Origin of the sequence: Sphingobacterium lumbrici (genome assembly GCF_006476045.1) — a bacterium.
Taxonomy (GTDB): Bacteria; Bacteroidota; Bacteroidia; order Sphingobacteriales; family Sphingobacteriaceae; genus Sphingobacterium; species Sphingobacterium lumbrici.
The window spans coordinates 294,139-308,911 of the sequence record NZ_SRZY01000011.1; the positions used below are offsets into that span (position 1 = coordinate 294,139).

The following is a 14,773-nucleotide window of genomic DNA, read 5'->3' on the forward strand; positions in this document are numbered from 1 at the left end:
TTATTATTTTATACTATGCTTTTTTGCCGACTTTATGGCCTATAATGGCATAATACAAAATAAATAAATAGCAAGGTAGCGCAATCCAATAAGCGTGGTGCGATCCTACATAATGTGCTATTTGGCCGTACAATAAAGGGATTACAGCTCCGCCGGCAATTCCCATTACCAATAGACCCGAGGCTGCACTTGTAAATTTACCCACACCTTTCAATGCTAATGGCCATACCGCGGGCCAGATTAATGAATTAGCAAGGCCTAATAACGCAACGAAATAAAGAGAGGTCATTCCATGAGTGAAAACGATACCTATTGTGAAGGCAATCCCCAGTATTCCACATAACTTTAACGCAGTTTCTTGTTTAATATATTTTGGAATAGTAATGATACCCACAATATATCCAACAACCATTGCGACCATTGTAAATCCGGTGAAGAATTTTGCATCATCTAATGCAATACCTTGTGATACGCCATATGCAATAATGGTGTCTCCGGCTAAAACCTCAACACCAACATATAGGAATAAGGTAATCATGCCCAATACGACATGTGGAAATTGCCAAATACTAGTTTTACCGTCTGAGGCATGGTGATGGTCTACCGTTTCTTCCTCATTGCCTTCCACTTCGGGAAGATTTGCTCTGGATATCCAAATGGATAGTATAATTAAGACAGCCACAATCCCGATATAGGGGTTTACCACCGCTAAGGCAACTTTGTCCAATGCTGTGGAATATTCTTCAGCTGAAAGGGAATTTACTTGTTGTGTAAGCTTATCTGCTTCGCCTAAATTTAGAAATAAGCCTAAGATTATGGGAGCAACAGCTCCGGCAAACTTATTACAAATACCCATTATACTTATTCGCCGTGCTGCGGTTTCAACTGGGCCAAGAATCGTAATGTATGGATTGGAAGCTGTTTGCAATATCGCTAAACCTCCACCCATTATAAATAAGCCGATCAAAAAGATAAGATACGTTCTGGAATATGCGGCAGGAATAAATAACAATGCACCTACAGCCATAATAGCTAAAGAAATAGACATCCCTTTTTTGAAACCATATTTATTCAATACCCATGTAGAAACGGGAGCCATGACTAAATAGGCGATGTAAAAAGCAAACGTTACAAGATACGATTGTACTTCGGTAAGTTCACATGCAATTCTTAAGTAGGGAATTAGCAAGGAATTCAACCATGTGACAAAGCCAAAAATAAAGAAGAGTGATCCGATAATAATCATAGGACCGACTGTTGACTGTCCCGGTTTTTGATAAGATTTTCTAGAATCCATAGGGAGTTTTAAGATTTAATATAATTATCATAATTTTATAACACAAGACTAACAAAATAAATTGAGAATAGAAATAAAATAAAGTAATCAATCGTTTGCATACGTTTATAGAAATAGGGAGACATCGATGGGCGAAGTCTCCCTAAACCTAAACCGTATCATAAAACCAATGAATGGTTTCTATATTAGTAGTACAATGTTGCTTTAAAAATGTTTTCAAAAAATATTATTTTTTTTCTACTATCGCTACCGTAAGTCTTGAGATACATAGTAAAGCATGTTGATCATTATGGATTTTAATATCCCAAACATGTGTAGATTTTCCGATATGCACTGCCGTACAGGTTGCTGTAACAAACCCCGCTATTCCCGATTTTATATGATTGGCGTTTACCTCCAATCCTACACCCACATATTTTGTGGTGTCGATGATAAGATTCGATGCTACACTTCCGATCGATTCGGCTAATACCACAGAAGCTCCGCCATGAAGGATGCCGAAAGGCTGTTTTACCTTATCTGTAATAGGCATTGTGGCAATAATAGTATTATCTAAAATAGCCGTTGCTTTAATTTCAAGCAGTTGGGTCATGTATTTATCAAAAATACGGTTGACTTCTTCCAGGGAATAATTTTTAAGCCAGATCATTTGATTTTTTTAGATAGCGTTCTTGAAGAATGATGCGATGATGATTCAAATGGCCGGCGATAACATGAATAAATGCGCGCACGCTGATTAAGCGGTCTGACGCCATTCCTTTACGGTTGAGTTCGGTTTCGTTCAACGTGTTAAAGAAAATCAAATTCGCTTTTCTCAAATGGATGAATTCTTCGATGATACTATCAAAAGAACGTTCGTTATGACGTCCGTTTGCTACAAATTCGTCTTGTTCGAAAGCTGCCAAAGCAGTCATATCGTTTCGTGCAAACCGCAATGCTCTATAGGCCATCACACGCTCGGTATCCAATATATGACATAATACTTCTTTCACAGTCCATTTGTCTTCTGCATAGGTATATTCTCCCAATTCTTTGGGGATGCTGCGGATAAATTCGGGAAAAGATTCAACTTGAAGGACAAGCTCTTCCTTTATATCGTAGACTATGGTTTCAATATAATCACTGTATATAGCTGGATATTCATCAGACTTGAGTTGGTTCATAGCGTAAGTTGCTTTTTAATATTATCCTAAATGTAGTTCCTCTACCGATTTCAGATTCCTTTACAAAGATTTGTCCTTTGTGGTAGCTCACCATTCGTTTGGTAAGACTTAAGCCAAGGCCCCATCCTCGTTTGCGTGTGGTAAATCCTGGTTGAAAGATGTTTTCGAAATTTGTACGAGCAATTCCCTTACCATTATCGCTAATGTCTATAAAAATTTCCTCTTTTGCAATGTTTTCAGAAATGGTTACGATAATTTTTCCCTCAGTTTCGATTGCGTTGACGGCGTTCTTCAGTAAATTTTCAATAATCCAGTCAAATAATTGGATATTTAACATCGCTTCTACATGCTTATCGCCTTCCATAGCAAATGTAATCTTATCACTGGTACGCACACGAAAATAATTGATATAATCGTTGATAACGCGATACACATTATGATTGGTGAGAGAGGGGATAGAGCCAATTTTGGAAAATCGATCGGCCACTACTTCCAGTCGTTGTACATCGCGTTCCATCTCATTTAGGACACTGTCGTCTTCGGTTTCGTATTTTATGCGGATCAGTTCCAACCATCCCATCAGTGAAGAAATAGGCGTGCCCAATTGATGAGCCGCTTCTTTCGCCATACCCACCCATACGAGGTTTTGTTCGGATCTTTTAATGGAGTTGAAGACAGTATAGCCAATAATAAGAAATACTGCGATAAGTGATATTTGCACGTAAGGATATATACGCAGTTGCCGTAGTGCATCCGAATCGTGATAATAGACATACCACTTTTCTCCAGTGTCTAAATCAATGACAATGGGAGAATGCATACTTTTCATGCCATTCAGCTGTTTTTCAAAATAGGTTGGATCGTATTCTAAATGTGCTTGGGCAATGTCTTCTGTGCGAATATTTGTCTTGGTTGCATCTAGATCCCGCCAGAAGATAATGTTTCCCTTTTGATCGGTAATGATGGCAGGCAGGGTAAGACTATCTCTTACGGCATAGATAAAGCTGATAAATTGATCATCTACATCGGGCATGGTGACGATGCTTCTTGTACTCATGGCCCATACCTCAGCTTTTGTGCGCTCTGATTTGGATAAACTTTTCACGAGATAGTTTGTGTACACGAGCGATGCCACTCCTATTATTACTGCGAATAACAATAGTAGGAATTTCCAAAGTTGTTTATTGTACCTGTATGGATTCATGATATATATCGTACCGCAAAATAAAAATTTTATCGCATAGAAACTATTCTATTGTAGCGATTATTAAAGTAAATCCACGATAAATATGTAATTTTGCTGTATGAGTTCACAAAAGAAAGTTAGGGTGCGTTTCGCACCTAGCCCTACAGGGGGATTGCACTTAGGGGGAGTACGCACGGCTTTGTTCAATTATCTATTTGCTCGTCACCACCAAGGTGAATTTATTTTACGTATTGAGGATACAGATCAGACACGTTTTGTGGCTGGTGCAGAAGAATATATTACAGAGTGCCTCGCTTGGTGTGGCATCGAGCCGGACGAGAGTCCGAATAAACCCGGATCCTTTGGCCCCTATAGACAAAGTGAACGGAAACCTTCTTACCGTCAATACGCGGAACAGCTAATAAAGGATGGGTACGCATACTATGCGTTCGATACAGCAGAAGAATTGGAAGAACAGCGTAAAATTCATCCGAATTTCAGATACAGCCACGAAAATAGAGCTGAACTACGAAATTCATTAAGTCTTTCGGATGAAGAAGTTCAAAAGTTGCTTGGAGCGGGAGTTCCTTATACGGTACGTATCAAAATGCCTGAAAATGAAGTGCTATCTTTTGAAGATATGATTCGCGGGCGGGTTTCTTTCGAAACAAAACTAATCGATGATAAAGTCCTGCTAAAGGCGGACGGGATGCCTACGTATCACTTAGCGGTCGTAGTGGACGATAAGGCAATGGAGATATCACATATCTTTCGAGGCGAAGAATGGTTGCCATCTGCTCCTGTACATATTTTGCTATGGGAATACCTGGGATGGAAACAGGAAATGCCAGAGTGGGCACATTTACCCCTGATCTTAAAGCCTGATGGCAACGGAAAATTGAGCAAACGCGATGGCGATCGATTAGGCTTTCCGGTATATGCAATGAATTGGGCTGATCCTAAATCAGGTGACTTGACAAAAGGATTCCGGGAACTGGGTTTTCTGCCTGAGGCGTTTCTCAATATGCTTGCATTGCTGGGGTGGAACGATGGAACAGAGCAGGAAATCTTTACCAAAGAAGAATTGATTGAAAAATTTGCGGTGGAGCGTATCAGTAAGAGTGGTGCCAAATTTGATTTCGAAAAAGCAAAATGGTTCAACCACGAATGGATTAAACAAACCGATAATATTGCGTTAATTGTGCAAATGAGAAATGTATTGGTTGAACATGGAATAGAAGAGGTAGATCCTGCTTTTTTGGATAAGGTGTTGTCTGCTGTAAAAGAGCGTATGACGTATATTTCAGATTTTTGGGGGCAAACTTCATTTTTCTTTCAACAACCTGATTCCTACGATGCGGACGCAATCAAACCGAAATGGAATGCGCAGAAGACTGCTTTTTTTGAAGAGCTTATAAGCGAATTAAAGAGTCAAACGATTTGGGAAGCACCTGTGCTGGAATCTTTTTTCAAAGAAAAGGTAGCCTCATCCGGATTGAAAGTTGGTGAATTGATGATGCCTTTCCGTATTATGTTGGTGGGAGGGAAATTTGGCCCCGATGTTTTTAAAATAGCAGAGTTGTTAGGACAACAGGAAGTTGTTGAGCGTATCGAAAAAGCACTACCCCATTTTTCATAAATAACGACGAATAAAAAAACGTTAAGAAATTCCTGTTTCTTAACGTTTTTTTTTACTTTAGAAGTTTTAAAAAACTTAAATCCTAATCATGATAAAATCAACCTTTCTAAACCTGTTGATTGTATGGTGTCTTGCCATCTCGGCATCGTGCTCTTCTACTAAAAATCTTTCCTATGTAAATCCAGAGGAAAAACTAGGATGGAAATTAGGTTCGCAGGCTTATACATTCAGGCTTTTTACGTTTGCAGAAGCTTTGGACAAAATTGATAGTTGCGACTTACGCCATGTAGAAGCTTTTCCGGGTCAAATAATTGGTGCAGGAAGTACCGAACAAATGGGATATGGACTTTCGGAATCAGGAAGAAAATTGGTAAAGGATTTATTAAAGAAAAAGAATATTACCTTACACGCTTTCGGGGTAGTAGGTGCTAACAATGAGGAAGAGTGGGAGAAGGTTTTTCAGTTTGCTAAAGACATGGATATAAAAGTGTTAAATGTTGAGCCTTCAGACGAGCATTTGGATGTTATTTCCAGGTTGTGTGATAAATACGATATTAAAGCCGCGCTTCATAACCACCCTGAACCTTCAAAATATTGGACACCGGATGTTGTACTTGCTTCACTGAACGGTAGAAGTAGTCGTATGGGAGCGGCTGCTGATGTTGGTCATTGGATGCGTTCGGGGTTAGACCCGGTAGCATGTTTAAAACAACTGGAAGGTCGTGTTTTTCATTTACATTTTAAGGATTTGAATACTTTTGGAGATAAAAAAGCACACGATGTGCATTGGGGGACAGGAAAACTTCCGCTTCAGGAGGTAGTTAACGAATTAAAACGTCAAAAGTTTTCGGGAATGCTCTCCGCAGAGTACGAATATAACTGGGAGAATAATAAAGGCGATGTAAAACAAAGCGCAGCAAATTTACGAGCGATATTGTAAATAGTATAATACATAAAAAAAGCAGATATTTATTATCTGCTTTTTTATGTATTACTTATTCACCGATTACCTCTTTGAAGGCAGCAGGGTTGTTTTTTAGAAGATAAGCCATACTTCGGATCACCCTATCATGTTTTTTGACGAACGGATTTTCTTCGTTCCAGACATATCCAGCAAGTACAGCACATATTTTCTCCTTCACGTCTTGATTTTCAGGTCGATGAAAAAACAAGGTTTGTAGGTTTCCGGTATACCATTCCTTTACGTAGGTTGTGAATACATCTATCCCCCGTTGCATATAGGCTGCAAAGTCTTGCTCCCAATTAACGTTCTCCCCATTGATTTGCTTCCAAGCTAATTTGGCCGATAAAATCCCTGACTCCGTAGCGAAACAAACTCCTGAAGAAAATACCGGATCCAAAAATTCTGAACTGTTACCGGTTAGTGCAAATCCTTCACCGTACATCTTAGTTACCGCAGCCGAATAATTTTTCAGATGAACAGGATCGAGTAAAAATGTGGTATTTGCAAAACGTTGCACGTAAAAATCGGATAGTTGGATCGCCTTGCGCAATGCTTCGGCCGTATCACCATTAGTAGATAGTTTATCAATGAAATCTGTGTTTGCTACAATCCCCAGGCTTGTGTTGCCATTAGAAAAGGGAATAACCCATAACCACACTTCGGTGTCTAGAACATCGAATGAGATCTGTGTGCCTTCTGTACCTTCTGGTCTGTTGATATCCTTAACATGCGAGAAAATAGCGGAATGTGGGTTGAGTTGAGAAGGTTTGTCTAAGTGTAGTAGCCGCGGCAATACGCGACCGTATCCACTGGAGTCAATGACAAATTTGGCTTTGATTTGAGACGAATTTCCTTCTTTATCAACGATGGTTGTTATGGAATCCGTTCCCCGAAACGTGATATCGGTGACCGTAGTTTCAAATGCGATGTCTACTCCCTTTTTTATAAGTGAATTTGCCATTACCTGGTCAAAGTCTGCTCGTGGAATTTGCCATGTCCAGTCCCAACCGTCACCAAATTTCTTGCTGAAATCAAAAATACTGATCACATCCCCCTTAATAAAACGTGCTCCGGGTTTTGGTTGAAAGTTTTGCATATTCAGATCGTCAAACAATCCTGCTTCATCAAAATGATCCATCACACGGGGAATTAGGCTTTCGCCGACAACCAAGCGGGGAAATTTTGTTTTTTCAACTACTTTTATTTTTGCTCCCTGCTTTTGTAGATACCCTGCGGCAACACATCCGGAGGGGCCGGCGCCAATGATTAAAATATCAACATCACTTATACTCATTCCTAAAGAATTAAATTTAAATATGTTACTTTTGCGATGCAAAGCGAGAGCAAAAGTAACATATTATCTTAACCGAAAAGAAGATAATCTTAAGTTTGAAAAGTTATAATAATCACTATTAATGATTGCCATCAATAAAGAATTGACTCTGGAAGGGTTCTCAAATATTTTACTGGGTCAACAAGAAGTTACTATTTCTGAAGAAACACGCGAAGTCGTGAAAAAAAGTCACGATTTTTTAAAATCATTCATCGAAAATAAAATAATCTATGGTATAAATACCGGATTTGGCCCCATGGCTCAATACCGGATCCAAGATGCTGACCGCATTCAATTACAATATAATTTGATCCGCAGCCATTCTGCGGGTACCGGGGAATTGTTGCCGCCGGATGTGGTGAAAGCCGCAATGTTAACTCGTCTAAGCAATATTTCAAAAGGTAAATCGGGTATTCATATCAGTGTTGTTGAACGGCTACAGGATTTTATTAACCTAGACATCACACCGGTGATCTTTGCACATGGAGGCGTAGGAGCAAGCGGCGATTTAGTTCAACTTGCTCATTTGGCACTTACCCTGATTGGTGAAGGAGAAGTGATCTACAAAGATCAAAGAAGACCTACGGCAGAAGTGTTTGCTGAATTGGGCTTAGCGCCAATTCAGGTTGTCATCCGTGAAGGTATTTCGTTGATTAACGGAACTTCCGTGATGACCGGTGCAGGATTGGTCAACTATTTTCATGCAAAGAAGTTGTTAAAATGGTCAGTGGAGATGTCGTCTATTATGAATGAATTGGCAAAGGCACATGATGATCATTATTCAACTACGCTCAATGAAGTTAAAAAACATCAAGGCCAACAAGACATTGCGCGGATGATGCGCGAACATCTCAGTGACAGTCAGCTGATCCGAAAGCGTGAAGATGATTTATACTCAGGCAATAATCTTGAAGAGATTTTTAAAGATAAGGTACAGGAATATTATTCACTTCGCTGTGTGCCGCAGATTTTGGGGCCTATTTTGGAAACAATCAGTGGTGTAGGCAGTGTGTTGGAAAATGAAGTTAATTCAGTAAGTGATAACCCCATAATTTCAGTAGAAGATAAAAATGTATATCATGGAGGTAATTTTCATGGAGACTATATTTCCCTTGAAATGGATAAATTAAAGCTGGCCATTACACGTCTCACCATGCTGTCCGAACGTCAACTTAATTACTTGATGAATTCGAAAATAAACGAGATCCTTCCTCCGTTCGTGAATATGGGGAAACTGGGTTTTAATTTCGGAATGCAAGGGGCACAATTTACAGCTACATCGACAACAGCCGAAAACCAAACCTTATCCAATTCGATGTATGTGCACAGTATTCCGAATAACAACGATAATCAGGATATTGTAAGTATGGGTACAAATGCCGCCATGATCACCCATAAAGTCATTATCAATGCATATGAGGTTTTGGCGATTCAAATGATATCTTTGGCACAAGCTGTTGACATTTTATCTTATCAAAATTTAGTATCTTCAAGAACGAAAAAGATATATGAGGATATTCGTCAGATTATTCCGGTTTTTTCAGATGACAAACCGCTTTACCCGGCTATTAAAGCGGTAAAGGAATATTTAATGAAGTAAATTTATCAGTATGATCTGTGCATTAGTAACGGGAGGTTCTAGGGGAATCGGACGTGCAATTTGTGAAAAATTAGCCTCAGATTCTGACTATTATATCTTGATTAATTATCAAGGTAACGAAGAAGCAGCAAAGCAATGCCTATCGCTAGTTGAAGGAGCTGGTGGCAAAGGAGAGATACTAAAATTTGACGTTTCGGATTCCGAAGCGGTAGAGGAGGCGTTACAATCTTGGCTTGATAGAAACCCGGAAGCTGTTGTTGAGGTCATCGTTAACAATGCAGGTATAGCACGAGATGGTTTATTCATGTGGATGAAAAAGGCCGACTGGCAATCGGTACTCGATATTTCGCTCAATGGATTTTTTCATGTTACAAATTTCTTTATCCAAAAAATGCTGCGTAACCGTTATGGACGCATCATTAATATCGTGTCGGTGTCTGGGGTGAAGGGTACGGCCGGACAAACGAACTATTCGGCAGCGAAAGCCGGAATTATTGGGGCTACGAAGGCACTTGCGCAAGAAGTTGCTAAGCGAAATATCACAGTCAATGCGGTGGCCCCCGGATTTATACGTACTGACATGACCGCCGATATGGACGAAAAGGAACTCGTGAAGATGATTCCGGCGAATCGTTTTGGAGAAGCTGAAGAGGTAGCAGACCTAGTTTCTTTTTTGGCTTCAAAAAAATCTAGCTATATTACAGGTGAAGTTATTAATATTAACGGAGGTATTTATTCTTAAGTAATTATGGATAAACGGGTCGTGATTACAGGAATGGGCATCTATTCATGTATTGGAACTAATTTAGCAGAGGTAACAAAATCACTTTTTGAAGGTAAATCCGGTATCGTGGTAGACCCGGAGCGGATTTCTTTTGGATATAAATCACCGCTTACAGGGATGGTTCCAGCTCCCGACCTGAAAAAGCTATTAAGTCGTCGTCAGCGCATCAGCATGGGTGAGGAGTCCGAATATGCGTACATGGCTACGACGGAGGCCTTACAAAATTCCGGTATTGATATGGCTTATTTTGAGCATAACGAAGTCGGAATTCTATTTGGGAATGATAGTGTTTCGAAGGCTGTCATAGAAGCAACGGACATTGCCCGCGAAAAGAAGGATACCCAACTGATTGGTTCGGGTGCTATCTTCAAATCCATGAACTCCACTGTAACCATGAATTTAGCGACCATTCTAGGTTTAAAAGGTATTAATATGAGTATCAGTGCCGCTTGTGCAAGTGGTTCTCACGCTATAGGACTAGGATATATGTTTATTAAGCAGGGGCTTCAGGATATGATTATCTGCGGTGGTGCACAAGAAATAAACCCCTATGCGATGGCGAGCTTCGACGGGTTAGGTGTGTTTGCAACGGATATTGCGCATCCTCAAAAAGCCTCCCGTCCCTTTGATGCGAACCGCACAGGATTAGTTCCGAGCGGGGGGGCGGCAACAATCATTTTAGAAAGTTATGAATCTGCGGTAAGGCGCGGAGCTCCTATTATTGCGGAAGTACTAGGTTACGGTTTTTCATCCAATGGGGGGCATATTTCCACGCCGAATGTTGAAGGTCCGTCTATTGCTATGCGCCGAGCCCTTGAACAGGCAGGCATACAACCCGAACAAGTGGAGTATATCAACGCACATGCTACCTCCACGCCACTTGGGGATGCCAATGAAGCAAAAGCCATTTTGGAGGTTTTTGGCAAAAAACCTTATGTGAGTTCTACCAAATCAATGACGGGACATGAATGCTGGATGGCAGGGGCGAGTGAGATCGTATATTCTACATTGATGCTTCAAAATGGTTTCATAGCGCCCAATATTAATCTGGAATCGCCAGATGATGATGTTAAAGAATTAAATTTAGTTTCTACAACAATTAAAAAAGAATTTGACATATATTTGTCTAATTCTTTTGGATTCGGTGGTACCAATTCAGCGATAGTAGTTAAGAGATTCAAGTAAATGAGTAACACAGATATTAAGCAGAAAATAAACGACATATTGATTGAAGAATTTGAGGTGGATGAAGAGGTGATTCAGCCGGGTGCCCCATTAAAGGAATCATTGGATTTGGATAGTTTAGACTATGTGGATTTAGTCGTTTTGATCGAATCAAATTTTGGCGTTAAATTGGGAGAGGCTGACTTTTCGGGAATGACTACCTTCCAGGATTTTTATAATGTGATTGAACACAAGATCGCAGCGAAATAATTGAATATATGAGCCAATGGGACGGAAAGTCTAAAGGAACACTCCTTGGCTATAAAATATTTGTTTTCTTGATCAGAAAACTTGGCGTCCGTACTGCTTACGGACTTCTTGTTTTTGTAGCATTTTATTATTTCATTTTCTATCCGGCTAACTTTAAAGAAATATTCTACTATCTCCATGAACGTCAAGGGTTTTCAAAATGGACGTCTTTTTGGAAAGTTTACCAGACTTACTTCGTATTCGGACAGACTATTATAGACAAAGTAGCTATCTCTTCAGGATTGAGGAACCGTTTTACATACGAATTTGACGGTATTGAGCACTTACAACGTGCTTTAGAAGAGAAAAGGGGAGGTATTTTAATTAGTGCGCATGTAGGTAATTTTGAAATATCCGAACGTTTTTTTTCTGAACTTAATGTAGATTTTCAAATCAATCAGGTTACGGTAGACCAGGAAGTGTCGATTATCAAAGAATATCTGCAAAGCATTGCCGATAAATCCACGATTAAATATATCTTTATTAAAGACGACATGTCGCATGTATTTGATATAAATGATGCGCTATCGAATAATGAATTGATATGTTTTACGGGCGACCGCTATTTCGAAGGATCTAAAGTGCTGGAAGGAGAGCTTTTAGGTAAGAGTGCTATTTTTCCGGCAGGACCATTTCATTTGGCGTCTCGACTTGGGGTGCCTGTGATCTTTGTATATGTGATGAGGGAATCTAATCTCCATTATCATCTGTATGCGCGTGTAGCGGAAGGTGTCAAACGTAGAGATGCACAATCGGTATTGAAAGCATATACCGCGAGTGTAGAAAAAATCGTAAGGGAGTATCCCTTACAATGGTTTAATTTCTTTGATTTTTGGAAGAGAAAACAGTAACAGCGGATGAAGAACGTTTTAGTAATCTATTTTAGTCAATCTGGACAACTGCAGGAAATTGCACAATCGATCTGTGGCCCAATGCTAGCCGATCCGGAGATCAACGTAGATTTTTATGAGATAAAAATGGTGCATTCCTTTCCTTTTCCATGGACAGGAAGTGCATTTTTCGATACTTTTCCAGAGACATTTCAGCAGATTCCCGAAGAAATTCACCCCCCTTCTCCAATCATACTGGAAAAAGAATACGATTTGGTGTTGTTTCACTATCAGGTATGGTATCTGAGTCCTTCCATTCCCATCAATTCTTTTTTGAAAAGTAGATATGCTACGCCTTTGCTTAAGGGAAGACCGATCATTACTGTAAGTGGAACCCGTAATATGTGGGCAAAAGCGCAGGATAAGGTGAAAAAGCTAATTATATCTAATGGAGGTATGTTGGTCGGGAATATTGCGCTAACGGATCGGCATCCCAATTTAATCTCTGTCATTACTATTGTAGACTGGTTATTTTCAGGAGTGAAAAAGAATGCTTTTGGGATTTTTCCGATGCCTGGAGTTTCCGAGGAAGAAATTAAAAATTCAGCAAAATTTGGTGGAATAATTATTCCCTATTTAAAAAATGGTAATTTTGAACAGCTGCAACATGAATTGGTAGAGAATGGGGCGGTAAAATTTAGGTTCTTCTTGGTTTCAATGGATCAAAAAGGCAACCGCATGTTTGATATCTGGTCCAAATTGATTTTAAGGAATCCTAAAAGGAGAAAAACATTGGTAACGATGTTTAAATATTATGTGATATTGGCATTGTATGTGTTGTCACCGATTGTATTTGTTGTCGAATTAATATTATATCCGCTGCTATATTTTATAAAAATTAGAAAAGACCGAGCACATTATCTAGGAGTTTAAATGAACGAAGTATATATTAATAGAATCAGTAAATTTTTGCCTAATGATCCTATTTCTAATGACGAAATGGAGGATTATTTAGGAAAGATTAACGACCGTGAATCGAAAGCAAGACGGATTGTATTGCGAAATAATGGTATAGAGACCCGATATTACGCACTCACTAAAGAGGGGAAACCTACTCATACCAATGTAGAGCTTACTGCTAATGCAATTCGTAATCTATTGGATGATGAATTTTCCGGCGATCAAATCGAGTTGATTTCCTGTGGCACATCTTCTCCGGATTATTTGATGCCTTCTCATGCGGTAATGGTTCATGGTGAATTGAAAAATGGTCAGTCTGAAGTCAATTCAGCCTCCGGAAATTGCTGCGCAGGTATGAATGCATTGAAATTTGGCTATCTTTCTGTGAAGTCCGGGAATACGACCAATGCGGTGTGTACGGGGTCGGAGCGGATGTCTTCCTGGATGTTGGCCGATCATTTTAATAAGGAGGTTGAAAATCTTAAGGAATTGGAGGAGCAACCTATTATCGCATTCAACAAAGACTTTTTGCGTTGGATGCTTTCCGATGGTGCTGGTGCGTTCTTATTACAAAACAAACCAAAGGGTGAATTGCCGTTAAAAATTGAATGGATAGAAGGATATTCGTATGCACATGAACTGGAAGTATGTATGTATGCAGGGTCGGAAAAACAAGAAGATGGTTCCTTAAAATCGTTCAGTGATTATCCTGCTGAAGAGTGGTTAAATCAATCTATTTTTGCGGTGAAGCAGGACACCAAGTTATTGGACAAATATATCCTGGATAAAGGGGTAGAAAGCACCAAGCATGCGTTGGCAAAACATCATATTACGCCAGATGATATAGATTATATTTTGCCGCACGTCTCCTCGCACTATTTTGTAGATGGACTTTACGAACGATTAGTGAAAGCGGGTCTCGAGTTTACTCGGGAAAAATGGTTTTTGAATTTGAAGACCATAGGAAATGTAGGTGCAGGATCGGTGTATCTTATGTTAGAAGAACTCGTAAATTCGGGCAAACTAAAAAAAGGGCAGCACATCTATCTGTGTGTTCCTGAAAGTGCACGATTTACGTATTCATATGCTTATTTAACCGTTTGTTAATCCAGATATGAACTTGCCCATCCATGACGATCAAATTTTGAAGTTAATCCCGCAGAGGCATCCTATCGTTATGGTAGATACGCTATATACCTATGCGGAAGACTACCTTTTGTCTGGTCTTCATGTTCGTGCCGATACGTTGTTTGTTGATACAGAAATGCTTCAAGAATGTGGATTGTTAGAGCACATGGCGCAATCGGTAGCTTTGCACACCGGTTTTGATTATTTCCGGAGAAATGAAGAAGCTCCTACAGGCTATATCGGATCTATGCAAGCTGTAGAATTGATGGCCTTGCCTAAAGTAGGTGATGAAGTGCAGACCGAAGTACAGATTATTCAGGAATTTATGGGTGTCACCTTAGTGAATATCACCTCCAAAGTAAGGGGTGAGGTGATTGGAAAGGCACAAATGAAAACGGTTATAGCTTCGAGTTAAT

At 39.7% G+C, this 14,773-nt stretch carries 15 protein-coding genes; 10 read left to right on the forward strand and 5 right to left on the reverse strand.

Features of this window, described 5'->3' with window-relative positions; all coding sequences use genetic code 11:
• Positions 1-13 precede the first annotated feature (13 nt).
• From E4F24_RS03340 to E4F24_RS03355, 4 genes are all read right to left on the reverse strand, one after another.
• Positions 14-1,297, reverse strand: a complete 1,284-nt coding sequence (locus tag E4F24_RS03340) for a sugar MFS transporter (protein WP_140937218.1) — start codon at positions 1,295-1,297, stop codon at positions 14-16.
• Between the two features lie 226 nt (positions 1,298-1,523).
• Positions 1,524-1,946, reverse strand: a complete 423-nt coding sequence (locus tag E4F24_RS03345) for a hotdog fold thioesterase (RefSeq protein ID WP_140937220.1) — start codon at positions 1,944-1,946, stop codon at positions 1,524-1,526.
• The gene (locus tag E4F24_RS03350) at positions 1,933-2,460 is read right to left on the reverse strand and encodes a DinB family protein (protein WP_140937222.1); all 528 of its coding nucleotides are present in this window, start codon (positions 2,458-2,460) and stop codon (positions 1,933-1,935) included. Before E4F24_RS03350 ends, E4F24_RS03345 begins: the two co-directional genes overlap by 14 nt.
• Positions 2,441-3,664 carry a sensor histidine kinase gene (locus tag E4F24_RS03355; RefSeq protein ID WP_140937224.1) on the reverse strand — a complete coding sequence of 408 codons (1,224 nt, stop codon included), beginning with the start codon at positions 3,662-3,664 and terminating at the stop codon, positions 2,441-2,443. The genes E4F24_RS03350 and E4F24_RS03355 overlap by 20 nt, the downstream gene beginning before the upstream one ends.
• Before the next feature lie 100 nt (positions 3,665-3,764).
• Between E4F24_RS03355 and gltX the strand changes: the two genes are divergently transcribed.
• Both gltX and E4F24_RS03365 read left to right on the forward strand, forming a co-directional pair.
• The gene (gltX, locus tag E4F24_RS03360; protein WP_140937226.1) at positions 3,765-5,285 is read left to right on the forward strand and encodes a glutamate--tRNA ligase; all 1,521 of its coding nucleotides are present in this window, start codon (positions 3,765-3,767) and stop codon (positions 5,283-5,285) included.
• Positions 5,286-5,373: 88 nt separating this feature from the next.
• Complete coding sequence (locus tag E4F24_RS03365) at positions 5,374-6,225, forward strand: sugar phosphate isomerase/epimerase family protein (RefSeq protein WP_140937228.1); 852 nt, start codon at positions 5,374-5,376, stop codon at positions 6,223-6,225.
• Positions 6,226-6,280: 55 nt separating this feature from the next.
• Here E4F24_RS03365 and E4F24_RS03370 read toward each other — a convergent pair whose 3' ends face one another.
• Positions 6,281-7,543: an NAD(P)/FAD-dependent oxidoreductase gene (locus E4F24_RS03370; RefSeq protein WP_140937230.1), complete on the reverse strand. Its 1,263-nt coding sequence runs from the start codon at positions 7,541-7,543 to the stop codon at positions 6,281-6,283.
• A gap of 121 nt (positions 7,544-7,664) precedes the next feature.
• Here E4F24_RS03370 and E4F24_RS03375 point away from each other — a divergent pair, with 121 nt between their 5' ends.
• Genes E4F24_RS03375 through E4F24_RS03410 form a run of 8 tightly spaced genes read left to right on the forward strand, consistent with a single transcriptional unit; the run spans position 7,665 to position 14,772 of the window.
• Positions 7,665-9,182: a flexirubin biosynthesis tyrosine ammonia-lyase FlxA gene (locus E4F24_RS03375; RefSeq protein ID WP_140937232.1), complete on the forward strand. Its 1,518-nt coding sequence runs from the start codon at positions 7,665-7,667 to the stop codon at positions 9,180-9,182.
• Between the two features lie 10 nt (positions 9,183-9,192).
• Positions 9,193-9,924 carry a flexirubin biosynthesis SDR family reductase FlxB gene (fabG, locus tag E4F24_RS03380; RefSeq protein ID WP_140937234.1) on the forward strand — a complete coding sequence of 244 codons (732 nt, stop codon included), beginning with the start codon at positions 9,193-9,195 and terminating at the stop codon, positions 9,922-9,924.
• A 6-nt stretch (positions 9,925-9,930) separates the two neighbouring features.
• A complete protein-coding gene (locus E4F24_RS03385; RefSeq protein WP_140937237.1) occupies positions 9,931-11,151 on the forward strand; it encodes a beta-ketoacyl-[acyl-carrier-protein] synthase family protein in 1,221 nt (406 codons plus the stop codon).
• A complete protein-coding gene (locus E4F24_RS03390) occupies positions 11,152-11,400 on the forward strand; it encodes an acyl carrier protein (protein ID WP_140937239.1) in 249 nt (82 codons plus the stop codon). It begins immediately after the preceding gene.
• Between the two features lie 8 nt (positions 11,401-11,408).
• Complete coding sequence (locus E4F24_RS03395) at positions 11,409-12,290, forward strand: lysophospholipid acyltransferase family protein (protein ID WP_140937241.1); 882 nt, start codon at positions 11,409-11,411, stop codon at positions 12,288-12,290.
• Between the two features lie 6 nt (positions 12,291-12,296).
• Positions 12,297-13,202, forward strand: a complete 906-nt coding sequence (locus tag E4F24_RS03400) for a dialkylrecorsinol condensing enzyme DarA (RefSeq protein ID WP_140937243.1) — start codon at positions 12,297-12,299, stop codon at positions 13,200-13,202.
• Positions 13,203-14,336, forward strand: coding sequence for a dialkylresorcinol biosynthesis protein DarB (locus E4F24_RS03405; RefSeq protein ID WP_140937245.1), 1,134 nt, complete (start codon positions 13,203-13,205; stop codon positions 14,334-14,336).
• A 7-nt stretch (positions 14,337-14,343) separates the two neighbouring features.
• Positions 14,344-14,772: a hotdog family protein gene (locus tag E4F24_RS03410; RefSeq protein ID WP_140937247.1), complete on the forward strand. Its 429-nt coding sequence runs from the start codon at positions 14,344-14,346 to the stop codon at positions 14,770-14,772.
• Position 14,773: the final 1 nt, after the last annotated feature.

Bases quoted from the DNA above. Each gene is read 5' to 3' on its own strand.
- E4F24_RS03340 (WP_140937218.1), bottom strand. From the start codon at position 1,297: ATGGATTCTAGAAAATCTTATCAAAAACCGGGACAGTCAACAGTCGGT.
- E4F24_RS03345 (WP_140937220.1), bottom strand. From the start codon at position 1,946: ATGATCTGGCTTAAAAATTATTCCCTGGAAGAAGTCAACCGTATTTTT.
- E4F24_RS03350 (WP_140937222.1), bottom strand. From the start codon at position 2,460: ATGAACCAACTCAAGTCTGATGAATATCCAGCTATATACAGTGATTAT.
- E4F24_RS03355 (WP_140937224.1), bottom strand. From the start codon at position 3,664: ATGAATCCATACAGGTACAATAAACAACTTTGGAAATTCCTACTATTG.
- gltX (WP_140937226.1), top strand. From the start codon at position 3,765: ATGAGTTCACAAAAGAAAGTTAGGGTGCGTTTCGCACCTAGCCCTACA.
- E4F24_RS03365 (WP_140937228.1), top strand. From the start codon at position 5,374: ATGATAAAATCAACCTTTCTAAACCTGTTGATTGTATGGTGTCTTGCC.
- E4F24_RS03370 (WP_140937230.1), bottom strand. From the start codon at position 7,543: ATGAGTATAAGTGATGTTGATATTTTAATCATTGGCGCCGGCCCCTCC.
- E4F24_RS03375 (WP_140937232.1), top strand. From the start codon at position 7,665: ATGATTGCCATCAATAAAGAATTGACTCTGGAAGGGTTCTCAAATATT.
- fabG (WP_140937234.1), top strand. From the start codon at position 9,193: ATGATCTGTGCATTAGTAACGGGAGGTTCTAGGGGAATCGGACGTGCA.
- E4F24_RS03385 (WP_140937237.1), top strand. From the start codon at position 9,931: ATGGATAAACGGGTCGTGATTACAGGAATGGGCATCTATTCATGTATT.
- E4F24_RS03390 (WP_140937239.1), top strand. From the start codon at position 11,152: ATGAGTAACACAGATATTAAGCAGAAAATAAACGACATATTGATTGAA.
- E4F24_RS03395 (WP_140937241.1), top strand. From the start codon at position 11,409: ATGAGCCAATGGGACGGAAAGTCTAAAGGAACACTCCTTGGCTATAAA.
- E4F24_RS03400 (WP_140937243.1), top strand. From the start codon at position 12,297: ATGAAGAACGTTTTAGTAATCTATTTTAGTCAATCTGGACAACTGCAG.
- E4F24_RS03405 (WP_140937245.1), top strand. From the start codon at position 13,203: ATGAACGAAGTATATATTAATAGAATCAGTAAATTTTTGCCTAATGAT.
- E4F24_RS03410 (WP_140937247.1), top strand. From the start codon at position 14,344: ATGAACTTGCCCATCCATGACGATCAAATTTTGAAGTTAATCCCGCAG.